The sequence below is a fragment of the Corynebacterium sp. J010B-136 genome, assembly GCF_002967075.1.
In the GTDB taxonomy this organism is placed as follows: Bacteria; Actinomycetota; Actinomycetes; order Mycobacteriales; family Mycobacteriaceae; genus Corynebacterium.
Genome location: NZ_PUGE01000003.1, coordinates 18,140 through 35,368 on the forward strand (window position 1 = coordinate 18,140; position 17,229 = coordinate 35,368).

At 54.6% G+C, this 17,229-nt stretch carries 17 protein-coding genes; 13 read left to right on the forward strand and 4 right to left on the reverse strand.

Translation table 11 applies throughout. The annotated features are described in order from the left end of the window. Window positions 1-59: 59 nt before the first annotated feature. The 7 genes from C5Y44_RS05835 to C5Y44_RS05865 all read left to right on the forward strand — a co-directional run bounded on the left by C5Y44_RS05835 (window position 60) and on the right by C5Y44_RS05865 (window position 7,281). Window positions 60-1,133, forward strand: a complete 1,074-nt coding sequence (locus tag C5Y44_RS05835; protein WP_105324104.1) for an NlpC/P60 family protein — start codon at window positions 60-62, stop codon at window positions 1,131-1,133. Window positions 1,134-1,154: 21 nt separating this feature from the next. Then, window positions 1,155-2,291: a glycosyltransferase family 4 protein gene (locus tag C5Y44_RS05840; RefSeq protein ID WP_105324105.1), complete on the forward strand. Its 1,137-nt coding sequence runs from the start codon at window positions 1,155-1,157 to the stop codon at window positions 2,289-2,291. A 68-nt stretch (window positions 2,292-2,359) separates the two neighbouring features. Beyond that, window positions 2,360-3,298 carry an ROK family protein gene (locus C5Y44_RS05845; RefSeq protein ID WP_105324106.1) on the forward strand — a complete coding sequence of 313 codons (939 nt, stop codon included), beginning with the start codon at window positions 2,360-2,362 and terminating at the stop codon, window positions 3,296-3,298. A 74-nt stretch (window positions 3,299-3,372) separates the two neighbouring features. Then, window positions 3,373-4,110 (forward strand): 1-acyl-sn-glycerol-3-phosphate acyltransferase, encoded by a 738-nt coding sequence (locus C5Y44_RS05850; RefSeq protein ID WP_105324340.1) that lies wholly within the window; start codon window positions 3,373-3,375, stop codon window positions 4,108-4,110. Continuing rightward, window positions 4,107-5,240 (forward strand): acyltransferase family protein, encoded by a 1,134-nt coding sequence (locus C5Y44_RS05855; protein WP_105324107.1) that lies wholly within the window; start codon window positions 4,107-4,109, stop codon window positions 5,238-5,240. Before C5Y44_RS05850 ends, C5Y44_RS05855 begins: the two co-directional genes overlap by 4 nt. Window positions 5,241-5,251: 11 nt before the next feature. Further along, a complete protein-coding gene (locus C5Y44_RS05860) occupies window positions 5,252-5,761 on the forward strand; it encodes a polyadenylate-specific 3'-exoribonuclease AS (protein ID WP_105324108.1) in 510 nt (169 codons plus the stop codon). A gap of 122 nt (window positions 5,762-5,883) precedes the next feature. After that, window positions 5,884-7,281: a class II 3-deoxy-7-phosphoheptulonate synthase gene (locus C5Y44_RS05865; RefSeq protein ID WP_105324109.1), complete on the forward strand. Its 1,398-nt coding sequence runs from the start codon at window positions 5,884-5,886 to the stop codon at window positions 7,279-7,281. Between the two features lie 162 nt (window positions 7,282-7,443). Here C5Y44_RS05865 and C5Y44_RS05870 read toward each other — a convergent pair whose 3' ends face one another. Next, window positions 7,444-8,985, reverse strand: coding sequence for a protein kinase (locus tag C5Y44_RS05870; RefSeq protein WP_105324110.1), 1,542 nt, complete (start codon window positions 8,983-8,985; stop codon window positions 7,444-7,446). 85 nt (window positions 8,986-9,070) lie between these two features. Here C5Y44_RS05870 and C5Y44_RS05875 point away from each other — a divergent pair, with 85 nt between their 5' ends. Then, window positions 9,071-9,436: an Rv2175c family DNA-binding protein gene (locus tag C5Y44_RS05875; protein WP_066793131.1), complete on the forward strand. Its 366-nt coding sequence runs from the start codon at window positions 9,071-9,073 to the stop codon at window positions 9,434-9,436. Between the two features lie 19 nt (window positions 9,437-9,455). Here C5Y44_RS05875 and C5Y44_RS05880 read toward each other — a convergent pair whose 3' ends face one another. From C5Y44_RS05880 to C5Y44_RS05890, 3 genes are read right to left on the reverse strand one after another with little or no spacing between them, the layout of a single operon-like run. Then, a complete protein-coding gene (locus C5Y44_RS05880; protein ID WP_105324111.1) occupies window positions 9,456-11,027 on the reverse strand; it encodes an alpha-(1->6)-mannopyranosyltransferase A in 1,572 nt (523 codons plus the stop codon). A gap of 9 nt (window positions 11,028-11,036) precedes the next feature. Beyond that, window positions 11,037-12,137 (reverse strand): polyprenyl synthetase family protein, encoded by a 1,101-nt coding sequence (locus tag C5Y44_RS05885; protein ID WP_105324112.1) that lies wholly within the window; start codon window positions 12,135-12,137, stop codon window positions 11,037-11,039. A 31-nt stretch (window positions 12,138-12,168) separates the two neighbouring features. After that, the gene (locus C5Y44_RS05890; RefSeq protein WP_105324113.1) at window positions 12,169-12,726 is read right to left on the reverse strand and encodes a GNAT family N-acetyltransferase; all 558 of its coding nucleotides are present in this window, start codon (window positions 12,724-12,726) and stop codon (window positions 12,169-12,171) included. Window positions 12,727-12,986: 260 nt separating this feature from the next. Between C5Y44_RS05890 and C5Y44_RS05895 the strand changes: the two genes are divergently transcribed. The 5 genes from C5Y44_RS05895 (at window position 12,987) to C5Y44_RS13450 (ending at window position 17,131) form a co-directional block, all read left to right on the forward strand. Continuing rightward, the gene (locus tag C5Y44_RS05895) at window positions 12,987-13,439 is read left to right on the forward strand and encodes an SAV_6107 family HEPN domain-containing protein (protein WP_105324114.1); all 453 of its coding nucleotides are present in this window, start codon (window positions 12,987-12,989) and stop codon (window positions 13,437-13,439) included. Window positions 13,440-13,673: 234 nt separating this feature from the next. Next, the gene (locus tag C5Y44_RS05900; RefSeq protein ID WP_105324115.1) at window positions 13,674-14,072 is read left to right on the forward strand and encodes a DUF3040 domain-containing protein; all 399 of its coding nucleotides are present in this window, start codon (window positions 13,674-13,676) and stop codon (window positions 14,070-14,072) included. A gap of 529 nt (window positions 14,073-14,601) precedes the next feature. Continuing rightward, entirely contained in the window at window positions 14,602-15,036 is a 435-nt protein-coding gene (gene mraZ, locus C5Y44_RS05905) for a division/cell wall cluster transcriptional repressor MraZ (protein WP_003845214.1), read from the forward strand. A 161-nt stretch (window positions 15,037-15,197) separates the two neighbouring features. After that, window positions 15,198-16,250 (forward strand): 16S rRNA (cytosine(1402)-N(4))-methyltransferase RsmH, encoded by a 1,053-nt coding sequence (gene rsmH, locus C5Y44_RS05910; protein ID WP_105324116.1) that lies wholly within the window; start codon window positions 15,198-15,200, stop codon window positions 16,248-16,250. 44 nt (window positions 16,251-16,294) lie between these two features. Continuing rightward, on the forward strand, window positions 16,295-17,131 hold the full coding sequence (locus C5Y44_RS13450) for a hypothetical protein (RefSeq protein ID WP_233189861.1): 837 nt from the start codon (window positions 16,295-16,297) through the stop codon (window positions 17,129-17,131). Window positions 17,132-17,229: the final 98 nt, after the last annotated feature.

Genomic DNA, 17,229 nt, shown 5'->3' on the forward strand with positions numbered 1-17,229 from the left:
CGGTGCGGATATTATAGTTACTTGGGTATTAATAGCTTTGGTAGTCAGAAAGTCTCATCGTGGCAGTTGTGTTTGGTTCTTCGCGTGGCCGTTTTGTGTCCACAGTCTCGGCATTCGCATTGTGCGCAGCACTTGGCGCACATACCGCTTTTGCACCGGATATCCAGGCGCAAGAAATAGAGAACAACCAAACCCAAGATGCAGATGACGTTTCAGGCCTTATTGAAGAGGTCAGTAAGGTTGCGCGCGAGGTCTCGGCGAAGAACGAAGAAGTGAAAAGCCTAGAGGACAAGCTTGCGGCGAAAGAAGAAGAGCTCGTGGGCTTGGAGGCGAAAGTCGATGAGTCTACGCGTGCGGCAGATGAAGCCGAGAAATTGCTTCAGGCCTCACAATCAAATGTCGATAGCATTGCGCAGTCGCGCTACCGCGGCGATACGCTAGATCCGTTTATCGCAACGCTCAATGCCCAAGACCCAACCGCCGCGGTAGAACGCTTGGGCTATCTGGGCGCTATTTCCCGTGGCGCACAGCGCTCGTTGAATTCCATTACTGAGTACTCGCAGGCGGCAGAGTCAGCCCGTGCGCAAGCAGCGGAGGCTGTAGCTAGCGCCGAGAAAATCAAGGCCGAGCTCGAAAAAGAACGTGACATCGTCATCGCCGATCGCGATGATCTGAAACAACGTCAGCAAGATATCGAAGCGCGCGTGGACGCGCTCAGCCCTGAGCTGCGTGAAGCATGGGAGAACCAGAATAATCCGCTCAGCGGCATTGACCTGGCTGAACTAGGCGCAAATGCCACTGGCGCGGTTGCTGCAGCACTGTCCAAGCAGGGCTCACCTTATGACTGGGGTGCAACAGGCCCGAATTCTTTTGACTGCTCAGGTTTGATGTACTGGGCTTATCAGCAGCAGGGCAAGTCCATTCCGCGTACTTCCCAGGCACAGATTGCCGGCGGCCAGTCCGTTTCTATTGATGAGTTGCAGCCAGGCGATATCGTCGGATATTTCCCAGGCGTGACCCACGTCGGGATGTATATCGGCAATGGCCAGATCGTCCATGCTTCAACTTACGGCGTTCCGGTGCAGGTAGTGCCGGTAGATTCCATGCCGATTTCCGGTGCATCGCGTTATTAACTCACGCGGTAGTGTATTTGTATGCCGCGTACGCTTCTTGTGACCAATGATTTCCCGCCAACTATCGGCGGGATTCAGTCTTATCTTCGAGATTTCATTAGTCTTTTAGACCCCACAGAGGTTGTGGTCTTTGCTTCGACTCAAGATGCCAAAGCCGCGCAGGAGTTTGATAGCCAGGTTGATTACACCGTGGTGCGGTGGCCGCGGAAGGTCATGTTGCCAACGGCTGCTACTGCTCGCCGTATGCAGGAATTGATTCGCGCGCACGATATAGAGACTGTTTGGTTCGGGGCCGCCGCGCCCTTGGCGTTGATGGGCAAGGCAGCTAAGCAGGCAGGGGCAAAGAAGGTTGTTGCCACAACCCATGGTCATGAGGTGGGCTGGTCGATGCTTCCGGGCGCGCGCCAGGCTTTGCGGTTGATCGGCAATTACGCAGATTGCATCACTTATATCTCCGAGTACACCTTGCGGCGCTTTGCTAAAGCTTTTGGCCCGCATCCACAGTGGGTGCATATGCCCTCAGCGGTATCGTTTGAGCAGTTTACGCGCACGCCGGAATCTTCGGCCTTGGCAAAAAAGCATTTTGGGCTTGTCGATGCCCCCAGCGCCCCAGTAATTCTCTGCGTCTCGCGGCTGGTCCCGCGCAAGGGACAAGACCAGTTGTTGCGCGCTATGGCTGTGGTGCGCAAAGAAGTACCAGAGGCCCAGCTTCTCATTATCGGACGCGGCCGATACCGGGAAACGCTTGACGTGTTGGCCAGAATCTATAACCCCACCGCGGTTATTCAAGAAGCTAAAGATAGTGAAGAGCTGGCATTAGCTTTTAGCGCCGGAGATGTTTTCGCCATGCCCGTGCGTACCCGCGGGGGAGGGTTAGATGTTGAAGGCTTAGGCATTGTCTACCTCGAAGCCCAAGCGGCAAGCTTGCCGGTGATTGCGGGAAATTCCGGCGGTGCGCCAGAGACGATTACAGAGGAAACAGGTGTCGTCGTCGATGGAAATAGTATTTCCGAGCTAGCAGAAGCGCTAGTAAAGATGCTGCAGGATCCACACTCTGCGGCCGCCATGGGGCAGGCCGGTCGCCGGCATGTGGAGTGCAATTGGACCTGGGATGTCATAGGCCAGCAGCTGCGCACAGCCCTAGAACCCGATTCTTAGGGGCGCCGGCTAGCGCGCCACGAGGATTCGATTATCTCAAATCTTTCCGGCCGTATATCCTATTACCCATGAATAATGCTTCCCAGCAGCTTGCGATTGGTTTTGATATCGGGGGCACCAATGTACGCGCCGGTTTAGTCAATGATGCCGGTGAGGTTCTTGCTACCCGCACCATGCCAACGGCTGATAATGCAGCTGACTTGGAAGAAAGCATCGAAAAGCTGGTAGCGGAGCTGAGCCCTGGCAACAACATTTCCGGCGTTGGGCTGGCCGTGGCTGGTTTTATTGACCCTACTTGCACCATCGTGCGCTTTGCTCCGCACTTGCCATGGCGCAATGCCACGGTTCGGAAGAATCTTGAAGAACGCATAGGCATGCCAGTGCGCTTAGAACACGATGCGAACTCTGCCGCTTGGGGTGAGGCGCGCTTTGGAGCTGGCCGCAAGGCTAAAGACTGGGTATTTTTCGCTATCGGCACCGGCATTGGGGCAACACTGATGAGCGGTGGGGAAATCTACCGTGGCGCATTTGGCACCGCCCCAGAATTCGGTCACCTCACGGTCGTGCCTAATGGCCGACCTTGTTCGTGTGGCAAACGTGGCTGCTTAGAGCGTTATGCTTCTGGCACCGCACTGCCAGATACGGCAGCGGAACTGCGTGGAAGCTATGAAACCACGCTGGCAGAAGATGCCAGCAGCGAAGACATCGTGGCGGCGGCACGCGCTGGTGACCCGCTGGCTATCGCCGTGATGGAAGATTTCGCACGCTGGCTGGGCCTAGGTCTTGCCATGGTCGTCGATGTTTTGGACCCAGAGCTCATTGTCCTAGGTGGGGGAGTCTCCCGCGAATCTGACCTATTTTTGCATCTTGCGCGCAAACACATGCAAGACAACATTGTGGGCGCAGGTTTCCGCGATGTTGCTGAGTTGAAAGTCGCAGTTTTAGGATCTCAAGCCGGAATGATTGGCGCGGCTGATTTGGCGCGCGCGAGTGCTTGCGTATTGTAAAAGTAGGTAGATCTACAGATTCTACACAGTAAACAACAAAGCAAAGAGCAAGAAAAGGACAAAGAGCCATGGCTATGAACAACCGGTGGTACTGGGCTTTCAAGCACATCCTTTTCGGCCCTGCGCTTAAACTATGGAATCGGCCATGGATCGAGGGAGTAGAAAATATCCCAGCCTCTGGGCCAGCGATCGTGGCCTCGAGCCATCAATCGGTCATGGACTCTTTCTACTTCCCGCTGAAATGCCCACGGCAGATTAAGTTCATCGCCAAGGCGGAGTACTTCAACACCCCGGGCTTTGTTGGCCGCATGCAAAAGTGGTTCTTTTCCTCCGTTGGACAGGTACCCATTGACCGCACAGCGAAGTCTTCTTCGGAAGGCATGTTGAACTCGGCTCGGGAAATCTTAAATGACGGTGACCTGTTCGGTATTTACCCAGAAGGTACCCGTTCACCCGACGGGCGTATCTACCGCGGACGCACCGGCATGGCGCGTGTGGCTATGGACACTGGTGCCCAGGTTATTCCTATTGCAATGTTCAATTCCCGCAAAGCCAATCCGATTGGCACTTGGATTCCACGTCCCGTACGCGTGGGAACCCGCGTGGGCCAGCCCATCGATCCTCATGCCTGGGCAAAAGAACAAGGCTTGGACGTAGAAGATCATGAAACCGCCCGGAAATTCACCGACTACTTCATGCTCGAGCTTGCTCAATTAGCTGAGCAACCGTACGTTGATGTTTATGCCTCCGAGGTCAAAGAATCCTTGAAGAAGGGCCTCGGTTATCCGAAGGGTGCTGAACCAACAAAGTGAGTGCACAGAAACGTCTCATCTGGCCAGACGTCGCCAAGGGCATCTCAATCCTTGGCGTCGTCTTGTTGCATATTGGTATTGGAGTGCCGGAAGGCGAATCCACCTGGCTTTATCAGATAAATACCTGGCTCGATCCGCTGCGGATGCCACTGTTTTTCGTGGTTTCCGGGTATTTCTCTACCAAGATTTTGAAGTACACCCTGCGCGATGTGTTGATCAAACGCGTGTGGTTTTTCTTCGTACCTTATTTTTTGTGGGTAAGTATCGAACTGTGGACGAAAAACCTGGAGTGGCAGTGGGTATTTGGCAATGAGCCATTAAGCTTTAGCGAGCTTGGCCTGAACCTGCTGCTGGGACACAACATGGGTTGGTTCTTGCACGCGCTGATTATCTTCAACCTGGTTTTGGTTGCCGTGCGCAAACTGCATCCAGCAGTAGCGATGCTCATTAGCTTTACCCCCGTGCTTTTGCTGCCGTTGAATGAGCACATTTACTTCATCGGCAAGGCGCTGATGTACCTGCCGCTATTTTTCATGGGCGTGTACCTACGCCGGGCAATCACAGTCTTTGTTGAAGCTATCTGCCGGCTTAACGTGGCGGCCCTGTCTTTTGCAGCGATGACTTATGCCGTTGGTTATTTCTCCCGCGATATGTGGAATCAATTCACCGGGGAAGTAGCGCTACCGTGGTACCTGCCGGGCATGGATTACATGGGACGCGAAGAAATCTTGTTGCTCGTGCGCTTTGTGGAGCAGACTTTCCAGCTGCCAATGGCTTTGGTCATGGCAGTCGCGATTTCTTATATTCCTTTTATTTCTTCCTTCTTCGCGTTTATCGGCCGCAATACTTTGCCGATCTACCTTGGCCATCCAATCGCGTTGACGGTGGGCTATCACTACGTTCAAATCGTGGGCAAGTGGGAGATCTCGATGGCTGGCGAGGGCCTGCTGCACAACACCTGGTTCTGGACGATTGTGTGCATCGGTCTAAGTGCCGCCGGAGGATTGATGCTGTGGTCGGTTTCCAAGCTGCCCGTTGTGGGCTGGAGTGTCTACCCGCCAAGTCTGCGCCAGCTGCACACGATGGTTATGCACGCCCCGGTGCTTCGCCAGGCACCAGGCAGGGACTAAGCTGTTAAACCGTGCGCTATTTCTACGACACTGAATTTATTGAAGACGGCCGAACCATCGAGCTTGTCTCGATCGGCGTTGTCGCAGAAGATGGTCGCGAATATTACGCGGTATCCACTGATTTTGACCCGTCGAAGGCAAATGCCTGGGTGCGTGAGAATGTGCTGGATAAACTTCCCAGCCCTCGCGATTCGGTGTGGAAGTCCAAAGACACTATCCGCCGCGAAGTCTTAGAATTTCTCACCCAGGATAAGACCCCAGTTCAACTGTGGGCGTGGGTGGGAGCTTATGACCACGTGGTGCTAGCTCAACTCTGGGGCGATATGGCAGGATTACCGCGCACTATCCCGCGCTTTACCCGCGAGCTACGCCAGTACTGGGAATTCGCCGGCCGTCCGCAGCTTCCTGCTATTCCGGATAGCAACCATGATGCTTTAGTAGATGCGCGTCATAACCTTGCTAAGTTCAAGATTTGTGCTGAAGTCCTGCCTTTATCATCAGGCAATCGGGCTCTGAAATAGTACTGGGGAGTAAGCGCTAGCGTTCGCTCCCTGCGCGTCCCGCCTGGTGGGATGTGTCTTAAACGGATATTACTAAGCTATGGATGTCACATTCGCTGTGCATCCATGATTAAATACTAGTTGTGAGCTGGACAGTAGATATCCCTAAAGAAGTACTCCCTGATCTTCCGCCATTGCCAGAAGGCATCGAGGAGAAGTTTCAGGATGCCATCAAGCGAGACGCTAAGCAGCAGCCCAACTGGGATCAAGCCCAAGCTGATAACGTTCGCAAGATTCTAGAATCGGTTCCACCGATCGTGGTGGCGCCGGAAGTAGAGGAGCTAAAAAACAAGCTTGCCGATGTCGCCAACGGCAAAGCATTTTTGCTGCAAGGCGGTGACTGCGCGGAGACTTTTGAGGCTAATACCGAACCGCACATTCGCGGCAACATCAAGACTTTGCTGCAGATGGCAGTAGTGCTGACTTATGGCGCATCCACTCCAGTGGTCAAGCTTGCGCGTATTGCAGGTCAGTACGCGAAGCCGCGTTCTTCCAACGTCGATGAACACGGCTTGCTGAGCTACCGCGGTGACATCGTCAACGGTGTAGAACCAACTGAGGAAGCACGCCGCCACGACCCGGCACGCATGATTCGTGCGTACGCTAACTCTTCAGCAGCGATGAATCTCGTGCGTGCACTGACAAGCTCAGGCACCGCGGACCTTTACCGCCTGCATGAGTGGAACCGTGAGTTCGTGCAGACCTCGCGCGCAGGTGCTCGTTATGAGGCTTTGGCTCGTGAGATCGAAAACGGCCTGCACTTCATGAACGCATGTGGTGTTTCTGATGAGACCCTGCGTGCTGCAACTATTTACTGCTCGCATGAAGCACTGCTCAAGGACTACGAGCGTTCGATGCTGCGTCTGGCCAAGGACAGCCGCGGTGAGACCAAGCTTTATGACCTGTCTGCACACCAGGTGTGGATTGGTGAGCGCACCCGCGGCTTGGAAGATTTCCACGTGAACTTCGCAGCACTTATCGGAAACCCGATTGGTTTGAAGATTGGCCCAGGCGTTACCCCAGATGAAGCTGTTGCATACGCTGAGAAGCTCGATCCGGACCGCGTGCCAGGCCGCTTGACGATGGTTACCCGTATGGGCCACGACCGCATCCGCACCGTCTTGCCGGACATTGTTCGTGCTGTAGAAGACTCCGGACACAAAGTTGTGTGGCAGTCTGACCCAATGCACGGTAATACTTTCACCTCGTCGAATGGTTACAAGACTCGTCACTTCGACAAGGTCTTGGATGAGGTGCAGGGCTTCTTCGAGGTGCACCGTGAACTGGGTACCCACCCAGGCGGCATCCACCTCGAATTCACCGGTGAAGACGTCACCGAGTGCCTCGGCGGTGCAGATGACATCTCCGATATTGATCTGCCGGGTCGTTATGAATCAGCGTGTGACCCACGCTTGAACACCCGCCAGTCCTTGGAGCTGTCCTTCCTGGTCGCAGAGATGCTGCGCAACCAGCGCGGCTAAAGCTCCATGCTAAAGCTCCCAGGGTCGCTTTAGCATGAGGATTCGAAGCAGGTCGCTTCAGCAGAAGGTTTCGAATTAGCGGAAGGTTCGAAAGAGTGGAGGGCACCACGCACATGCGTGGTGCCCTCCACTCTCTGTTTGGTTGGCCGTAGTTAGTGGGTATTAGCGGAGAAAGATCGGCGTGCCGCCGTAATAGCCTGAGCCGAACCACCAGCCGGCGATACCTACGCCTGCGATGATGATGCCGACGATAACCAACCACACAATAAATCCCACCGGCGAGCGATTCGATAGCGGCTTAACCGTTGGCTCACTTTCAGCTGTAGCCGGGGTAGCAGCGCGGCTTTCTTCGCGCGCTGGGGCCTGTGGTGCCTGCGCGTGAACCAAGTTAGGTTGAGGCGTCAAACGCGTCTCGGGATAGTTGCTGCTTGCTGCAGCGCCAGTAGCTCCCGCGCCGGCGGCACCCGCGCCAGCTATACCGGCTGCCCCTGCAGCGCTAGCTGTACCGGGAGTAACCGGAGGCATGCCAGGAATACCCTGCGGGCTCGGACGAACTGGCGCATCGGCAGCTGGTGTATTGCCAACTGGTGGAGGTCCGTCGTAGCGGGTTTCAAAGCTTAAAGGTTCTCGCTCCCGCGGAAAGTCACGTTCGGAGATATCAGGCTCTGCAAGCGGCTCCGGCTCAGAAGGGAAAACGGAGGTCGCGTCCTGGGCTATGTCGCTACCAAATACTTCCGTCGCGGATTCGGAAGTGTCAATAAAGCCCGTGGGCTCAAAGACATTAGCCGCGTCAATTCCTTGCATATTCGTCGGTGCCGCTGCAGTGCGCGCTGCCGCTGAATTATGCGGAACAGGAACTAAATAAGTCGGAAGGTTTAGCTCTTCAGCGACATCGTCCAAGGCCGCGAGAAACTCCCGGGCATCGGCAAAGCGCTCATTGACATCGGAAGAAGTAGCGGTGGCAACGATGGCATCGATAAGCGAAGGCACCCCAGCAATCCGTGATGAAGGCTTCGGAACATCATTTTCCAACCGGTTCATCGCATGGACCAAAGGAGTATCGCCAGAAAATGGCACCGTGCCGGTGAGCAGCTCGAATAATACGATGCCGGCTGAATAAACATCCGATGCCGGCGTGATGTGCTCACCCGTGACCTGCTCTGGCGAAAGATAGGACACCGTGCCCACGATCTGATTGGACGTGACCGTCTGCGAGCTTGTCGCGCGTACCAAACCGAAATCGGCGAGTTTGACCGTGTGATCGCCATTGATCAGCACATTATCCGGCTTAATATCGCGGTGCACCAGGCCCTTATCGTGCACGGCACTTAAGCCCGTAAGTACGGAACGCATCACCGCTACCGCCGCGTGCGGGGGCATGGGGCCGCGCTCTGCAGTAAGCTCACGCAACGTACCACCAGTGATTAACTCCATGATGAGGTACACCGGATCGCCTTCAGCGGAGAAGTCATAGACATTCACCAAATTCGGATGCGTCAGCTGCGCCATAGCGCGTGCCTCGCGGCGGAAACGGTGAATAAAGACCGCGTCTTGGCTGTACTGGTCATGCATGACCTTCGCGGCGAGCGCACGGCCCAAGCGCAAATCCACACAGCGGTACACAGTGGACATGCCGCCGCGAGCAATTGGTCGATCAATTCGATACCGGTGCTCGAGGACGTCTCCTACTTCCAACTGTGTCATGGCATCTAGTATGTACGATAAATTAGCTATTTAGCCAACCAACGTGACCGCTTATACCCAACTGTGATCTAAAGTAGGGGACGTGATGGAAGAAAATAAAGACTTAAACGCTTTGCTGCAAGGCGATGAACTACTGACCATGCCAGAAGTTGCAGAGGAGCTTGGCATTGCGGTTACGCGTGTTCATGACTTGCTGCACGCGAAGAAGATGGTTGCCCACATCCAAGATGGGCAACGCTACGTTCCGGCCTTGTTTATCAATGACAAAGGCGCCATAAACAAATATGTCTCTGGCGCCATTACGGTTTTGGCCGATGGTGGTTTTAGCGACGAGGAAATCTTGGAGTATTTGTTTACTGAAGATGCCTCGCTGCCTGGCCGCCCAGTAGATGGGCTGCAAGGACACTTAGCGCGGGAGGTTATTCGTCGCGCGCAGGCGATGGGACTGTAGAACCACCAGCTGTAGTCGTCTATTGCGGTGTCGATACCTTGAGATTCGACACCGTCGGCGTCGGCTTGGCGCTGGGGTTGAACATCCAATAGGCGCCCCACCACGACAACAGCAGTGAGCCAAGCACCCACCACCAGGTATAAAGCTGGTGGTTGCCGTCGCCGGAAAATGCCAAAGCCACAAAGATTGAGGCACCGGCGGACAGTTGAATGAGCCAGCGTGGGGGACGGGCCACGCCTAGAAGCGAGATGACTGAGGCGAAATACCAGGGCAGCGTCACCGTATTAAACATGAAAGCTACCTGGTAAGCAGCGGGGATACCCAGCATGGCTGCACGGCGATTCGCTCTAAACAGCCACCACATCACTGCCAGTCCCAGCAACATCAAGACGCTGGCTCCTGAACGCATGATGCTTAATATTTCGTTATAAGTAATGTCCTCATTCAGCGTGGTAATCAAAGGCGCCAGAGTATCGGTTGCAACAGTAGGACCGGCTAGGGGATTAATTACCTTAGAGTTGCCGGTAATCTCCGTTAACCAACCCCATGAGGTACCAGATACCCAGGTAACAGCAGCCACCACGATAATGGTCTCTGCGACGGCGACGAGCCCGGAGGCTAGGAAAGCCAGCACTTTATTAATGCGTTGACCATAGTGGTGCATCATCAGCCACACCACGAAAGGAATCGCGATGAAAGCGGTTGCTTTGAGCGACACAGAGACTGCAATCAGCGCAATGCCGGCGATATAACGATTGTGCAGGCACAGCAAAAGCCCGACGGAGACCAATGCGACCATGGTGGACTCATTGTGCATGCCACCAATAAGGTGCAAAATCATTACCGGGTTAGCCACACCGAGCCACAGCGCCAAAGTGGGATCGCCACCAAGCTTGCGGGCAATCAAAGGAATCGACCATGCGATTGCCGCGAAACTTAGAACAGAAATCAGCTTGTAGACAAAAACTCCGATGGTGACGTTATCGCCGACCAGACGCGTAACACCCTCGCCCAGCCACAAGTGCAGCGGGCCATAAGGGGTAGTGGTATTGCGCCAGTCCTGGGAAACCTCCAACAAGAAAGGGCCAGGGTTTACCGCGGGACCTTCCGTATAAGGATCAAAGCCATCGCGCACCATCGCGCCTTGCATGAGGTAGGAATATACGTCCCGGGAGGACAGTGGCGCAGCCAAGAGCAACGGGGCAATCCATGTCCACATTGTTGTGCGCATTTTCGCAAAAGCTGTTTCATCCACCTGCGCGGAGGGGACGGGGCGGGCTGCTAAAGAAAATTTTGGCGGCGTCGAGGAAGTATCAACCCCGCCGGTGTTGCGCCGCACGCTCGCGCTGATGAGAAACTTGCCGGCCAAAATCCATGCTGCAATGAGCACAAACATGCCCACCCAGAACAAAGTCATGCCGATATTACGACCATGACCGGCAGAGACCACGCTGATATTGAGGGCTTCTAAAATACCGCCGCGATTGCGTGTTGCACCACCTGCATATGACGCAAGGGTCAGCACAATTGTGCCCACAACACCCAGGGCAAGGGCACTAGGCAGCTTGATAGTCATTGCTTGCTTGACCATGTAAAGATCCTATTTTGCTCGAGCGGTGGACTTGATAGCCAAAGAACGCAGGAGCTCCGTTACCTCGGAATTTACATTCGCGGCAGCAAGATACTCCAGGCCAGATTGGGTAAGAGCATCAATGCGCTGCTCAATTTCTTCAGGCGCCCCAGAATCTTCAATCATCTGCGACATCTTGGACAACACGCTTGGATCATCTGTCGCCCCAAGATTTTCGCGCAAGAACTTTGCGGCGGCTGGGTCTTGTTCATCGGCGCGCTGCAAAGCAATTGCCATGAGCACCGTTCGCTTGCCCTCGCGCAGATCATCACCAGCTGGCTTGCCAGTAACCTGGGGGTCTCCAAAGACACCCAGCTGGTCATCACGAAGCTGGAAGGCGATGCCGATATCGCGACCGTAGCCCCTAAAGGCATCGATAAGCTTGTCTGATGCTCCCGCGATAGCGGCACCCAAATGCAACGGGCGTTCGATAGTGTACGCAGCGGTTTTGAAACGGTTAACCGAATCAGACAGCTCCACCGATTCAATGGCTGCGGCCTCTAGTGACACGTCCAAGAGCTGCCCGCCGATGACCTCCGTGCGCATGGCGCGCCATGGCTCACGGGCCCGCTGGATGGCGGCCTGCGAAATACCAGAGTCTAAGAACATATCTTCAGCCCAGACCAAAGACATGTCACCAATCAAAATTGCAGCTGAGCGGCCGAAATCAGCAGAATTGCCCGTCCAGCCCAGCGCACGATGCTGTGCTTCTACCGCGCGGTGCACCGTGGGATTGCCGCGGCGGGTATCGGAGGCATCCACGATGTCATCGTGGATCAGTGCACACGACTGAATGAATTCCAAAGAAGAAGCAGCGCGCAGGACCGCTTGGGGATCTTCTGAACCTAACAACCCATCAGCGGCCACGAAGCCTGCCCATGCATAGAGAGGGCGGATGCGCTTGCCACCGTCGAGCACGAAGCGCTCTAGATGCTCAATAGCTTCGGTGACAGGTTTTCCAATTTGTGCGAGCTGAGGCTCCCGAGCTTTCAAAAAAGAGGAGAGTTCAGCACGAACGTGCTTGGGAATCTCGGCTATAGGAAGTTGGGAGAAATCCTCAGAATTATTCATGGCCTTTAGCCTACCTTTAGCATTCCCGACTTTAAGAAAGCGGTAGCGGCAATTTCAAGATGGCAAAGGGGCGTTCATCACCGGGGTAGCGGTACTGGCGGATGACGTCTGTAAAACCCATTGACCGATACAGACTAAAAGCACGGTTAGATTCATTGGGCACTTCAGGCGTGGAAAGCAAAGCCCATTTGCCCGGCGCATTCCACAACAATTCAGTGAGGAGCTGTCTGCCCAAGCCATGGCCCTGCATCCGGGGAAGCACATGGACCTCAGCGACCTCGAAGTAGCTGCGAAGTATCTCGCCTTCTTCTGCGGATAATTCGCCTTTCTTGCGCAGCGCGAGGCGTAGTTGGCGGTCCCACCACGAATCCGGAGTGCCAATAAAACCGTAGGCAACGCCGATGACTCCAGTCGCGTCCTCCGCGATCAGCGAGGTAAAACCGGGTCGAACGACCTCACGCCGCCAGGAAAATATACGGCCTTCACGAATGGCGGGGTGATAGCCCATGGCACTGATGTAGATATCCACCAAGGAGTCAGCGTTGAGCGCGAACTCCTGTGGTGAGAGGCGGCGGATTGTTAAAGACACAGTCTCTATCTAACAAAACTTTTACTTGTAATGGGTGGGATTGCCCCTGTTGAAGGGAAAAGAGTTGGGGCAGTTGCGTCTTAATCGAACATGAAACCGCTGCCGTGTTCGAAATCTTACAGCGCTGTGTGCAGTAAAAACCTTTCCGGTATCGAACAGGTGAGCTATACTGGGGGCATGGATGTACGAAGCGGGTTCTAAAGTAAGGCACATAAACACACGGGTTATATCGCAAGCAATAGCGTGAAGGAGGCAAAGCGATGGGACAGGTAATTTCTGCAACAGCTCGACGGGTTCAGCGACAAGGTGGCCAAGGCTCCAGGCGTCAGCGTTTTCTGACCCAGGCCGCGCTTTTGCTTGCTGATGCCCGTGCGGATGCGGCGAATGGTCGGATGGATCAGGCCTTGGAAAAGGCATACCAGGCTGGGCTGCGCACTGCTGGCGCCTGTGTGGCAGCTTCCGCAACTGTTTCCAAGCGTCGCCGCTTGCCGACTTCCGCGTGGGATCAATTGAGCCTGGTGGGGGCAGGGGAAAAAGAATGGGCAGATTCTTTCCGTGCTTACTCTCGGACACGCTCGCGCCTAGCGTCCGGCATTGACCGTGATGTCGCGGACCAGGTTGTATTCGACCTGATGGACTTGGCGGCTCGCTTTTTGGAGATGGCTGAGACCGGCACTCACGACTTTGATGGAGTCGGTGGTCAAGCGGCGTAGGTCTAGTCGTTACCGAAGTGTGGCGATAATCGTTTGAAAAGGTGACGCAGGAAACTGCAACCGCGGGAACTAACTGGTTATTGTGTGCGTTGTATTGGGTAGAACAGGAAATATTGTCACCGAATTGATGATCGGCTACAGCGATGGCTCGGTTATACTGAAGGTAAACCTAGGGTGACGATTTGCTGAGATAGTTGATACGTAACTTATTAGCCCGGACTTATTGGAGGAACAGTGTCTCTTTCAGAGCAAGAGCAGCGCGCACTTCGCGAAATTGAGAAGTCCCTGCTTGCTGAGGATCCCAACTTCGGTGCCTCCGTGTCCAGTGCCTCTTCGTTTGGTGGCTCCGGCGGTGCCGTAACCCTGCGCGGTGTAGCGCTTGTGGTTGTCGGTTTGGTGATGCTGGTGGGTGGCGTTGCATTGGCGCAGACAAGCTTGTGGTTCGTGCTGCTTTCCATTGCTGGATTCCTAGTCATGTTCGGTGCAGGTGTTTGGATGCTTCGCGGTTCTGGAGACGGTTCCGCGCGTTCTTCTAGGAAGAAATCCAAGTCTGGTGGAGCAGGTTCTGCGAAAGACAGCGGCGCAGCGAGCAAGTTAGAAGAAAACTTCCGTCGTCGATTTGAAGAGCGCTAGACACACGTAGCACTCATAGCCTTAACGAGGTGCGCCTCGGCCGTAGATGCGGCCGGGGCGCACCTCGTTTTGTTTTGCCCTTTTTATAATCTCCCACTTTCGCCCACCTCAAATCCCCACTTTCACCCACCTTGTGCCCGGGCGGGTTTCTAGAGTTGTTTGCACGGCGAGTGGGTTAGAGGGGATCTTCTTTTGTGTGCCAAAATGCCTGTTCGCGTGAGTGAATCGGGGAGAATGTGGAATAAGCAAACACATTTGTTATTGGTGCAATTGTTAATGGTGGGGTAGTAGTTGTGCATTTTGGGTGTGGTTAGACGCGTTTTGGGGAAATCTCCCCACCAAATTTATAGCCTTTGAACTGTGGTTATGTTTAAAATTAGAGATAGCTTGCGTGTAAAACTGTTGAAGGTGGGGGAAAGTGGGGTAGAGTGGGGCGCAGCGGGTTAGAAGTGGTGAGAATCTAGCATTCACACCGCTTCATATTCGTGAAGAGGAAACCGGTGTTGTTAAGCAAGGAAGGTGGACCGGGATGTTTCTCGGAACCTACACTCCGAAGCTTGATGACAAAGGTCGACTAACACTTCCGGCTAAGTTTCGTGATGAGCTAGCTGGAGGGCTGATGGTGACAAAGGGGCAAGACCACTCTTTGGCTGTGTATCCCCGTGAGGAATTCGCGGAAAGAGCACGCAAAGCAGCGGCCGTGTCTCGAACGAATCCAGAAGCGCGTGCGTTTATTCGTAACCTGGCTGCCAGTGCGGATGAGCAAAGGCCTGATGGAAGCGGTCGAATCACACTGTCAGCAGCACACCGTAAGTACGCGAACCTTTCTAAGGAATGCGTAGTTATTGGCTCAGTTGATTTCCTTGAGATTTGGGACGCAGCCGCTTGGGCTGAATACCAGTCGCAAACTGAAGATGCCTACTCGGCAGCTGACGCGGACGATGTTCTCGGCGGCTTGCTCTAGGCGAATGAAAACTAGAGAGAGAGTGCGTGTAAGGACTCTGTCTGAGGTTGATGTTCTGGTGTACTTCCCCGATATCAGAGCGTCCCTCGGACAGGGCCCTATACGCACTCGATTCATCTCAGGGGTTCCTAAAGGAGCCCCTGTCAGCAGGAAAGGGGGATATGCCCGTGAGTAATACAGATGTAAATTTCGATATTGAAGACAACCACGGTCACGTCCCCGTGATGCGCTCACGTATGGCGGAGCTCATCGCACCTGCTGTGGAGGCAGCTGGTGATGGTGCCGTCATCGTTGACGGCACTCTTGGTGCTGGTGGGCACACCGAATTCTTCCTGCGGGCTTTTCCACAAGCGCGAGTCATCGGTGTTGATCGTGATGCCGCATCTTTGGAGCAAGCTACCCAGCGCCTGGCCCCTTTTGGTGACCGCTTTGTGGGCGTCAACGAACGCTTCGATGAAATCGGCCGCGCAATTAATGATGGCGAAGGCGAGGTCTTTGACATCGCGCGCGACAATGGCATCGCTGGTGCACTCTTCGATCTGGGAGTGTCGTCGATGCAGCTAGACCAGTCTGAGCGCGGTTTTGCCTACAAAGTTGATGCCCCTCTTGATATGCGCATGGACCCTTCCACCGGCATTACTGCCGCGGATGTGCTCAATACCTATTCCCATGGTGAGCTTGCGCGCATCTTGAAGTTCTATGGCGATGAACGCTTTGCTGGAAAAATTGCTTCGGCAATTTTGAAAGAACGCGAAAGCCACCCCTTTGAAACCTCAGCTCGCTTGGTCGAGCTGCTGTATAACACTATTCCTGCAGCTACCCGTCGTACGGGTGGCCACCCAGCTAAGCGGACTTTCCAGGCACTGCGCGTGGAGGTCAACCGCGAGCTAGAAGCCATCGAACAGGTCATTCCAGTTATTACCTCTGGTTTGAAAATCGGTGGTCGGGTTGTCTTCATGAGCTATCAGTCTTTGGAAGACAAACTGGTCAAGTCCATGTTCAAGGAGCTGACCACTTCGTCGACGCCAGCGGGTCTCCCAATGGACTTACCTGGCACGGCTGCTTCCTTCAAGGCCATTACCCGTGGCTCGGAAAAGGCAACCGAGGCGGAGATTGCTGAGAATTCACGTGCCGCGTCAGTGCGCGTGCGTGCTTTTGAACGATTAGCAGGCGAGCATTCATTTCTTCCACCTGGAACTGGGATAGGGGCTTAAAGAAAATGGCAGATTCGACCACAACCAGGACAAAGAGAACCACCATGGGAACACGCACCAAGCGCGCACAGGGTTCAGCGACTGATGTCATGGACCGACCTGCCCGCACACGCACCGCCAGTCGTGAAACTTCCGTGACGGGCGCAGTAAAAACCCGTACCTCAACTCAGACGCGCACCAATCGTGGAGTGCAAAGCACCGCGACACGAACGGTGTCGCCGACGCGTACTACCCGTCGTGAGGTTCCGCAGATTACGCCCACGCCGCGCAAGTCTCGGCTGGGCTCACGCCAGGTCGTTACTGAGCGCGGGCGTCGTGTTACGCCGATTAAACAGGTCACGCTATTTTCGCGCTTGTCCGCTGTAGCGATTGCTCTTCTCATCGGTGGTGTGGTTTTAGCGGTGTGGCTCTCAGGCGTCTCAACCTCCCAGACTTTCCGCATCCAGCAGCTGACCTACCAGGAATCGCAACTGAACAACCAGTTGGAAACGCTAAACCGTGACCTTGAACAGGTACGTTCTTCAGCAGATGTTGCTCGCCGCGGTGCAGATGCCAAGATGGGGATTCCTTCCCAGCCAGGCATCGTAGAAGTTGCAGAAGATGGCTCAGTGGAAGAGCGTCGTCCTGCCACCGAAGGCACCGAAGCGATTATCGATGTCAACGGGGAACCAGTACGCACCGGACGAGCCACCAGTGATCCACGCGATACTGAGGGGGTGTCGGATGAACTCAACGCGGTTCCGCGCAACCAACAGCAGCGTGTTGGCGACGTTGATGCAGATGATGCGGTTGAATCTCGTCCAACTACTGAAGAAGAATCTGCCAATGCGCCTTTGCCAGTTGGGGAAAACCTGGATTCTCCATATCAGTCTGGTGAATAAGGGATAAGCCTCCCACACCTTAAGGATTGATCCGGCTACAGTCATACGAGAATTCAATTCAGCAAAGGGCAATATTGCACCTTGGGTATTCCTTAACT

Coding starts and splice junctions, on each gene's coding strand:
- C5Y44_RS05840 (WP_105324105.1), top strand. CDS start 1,155: ATGCCGCGTACGCTTCTTGTGACCAATGATTTCCCGCCAACTATCGGC.
- C5Y44_RS05845 (WP_105324106.1), top strand. CDS start 2,360: ATGAATAATGCTTCCCAGCAGCTTGCGATTGGTTTTGATATCGGGGGC.
- C5Y44_RS05850 (WP_105324340.1), top strand. CDS start 3,373: ATGAACAACCGGTGGTACTGGGCTTTCAAGCACATCCTTTTCGGCCCT.
- C5Y44_RS05870 (WP_105324110.1), bottom strand. CDS start 8,985: ATGACACAGTTGGAAGTAGGAGACGTCCTCGAGCACCGGTATCGAATT.
- C5Y44_RS05875 (WP_066793131.1), top strand. CDS start 9,071: ATGGAAGAAAATAAAGACTTAAACGCTTTGCTGCAAGGCGATGAACTA.
- C5Y44_RS05880 (WP_105324111.1), bottom strand. CDS start 11,027: ATGGTCAAGCAAGCAATGACTATCAAGCTGCCTAGTGCCCTTGCCCTG.
- C5Y44_RS05885 (WP_105324112.1), bottom strand. CDS start 12,137: ATGAATAATTCTGAGGATTTCTCCCAACTTCCTATAGCCGAGATTCCC.
- C5Y44_RS05895 (WP_105324114.1), top strand. CDS start 12,987: ATGGGACAGGTAATTTCTGCAACAGCTCGACGGGTTCAGCGACAAGGT.
- mraZ (WP_003845214.1), top strand. CDS start 14,602: ATGTTTCTCGGAACCTACACTCCGAAGCTTGATGACAAAGGTCGACTA.
- rsmH (WP_105324116.1), top strand. CDS start 15,198: ATGCCCGTGAGTAATACAGATGTAAATTTCGATATTGAAGACAACCAC.
- C5Y44_RS13450 (WP_233189861.1), top strand. CDS start 16,295: ATGGGAACACGCACCAAGCGCGCACAGGGTTCAGCGACTGATGTCATG.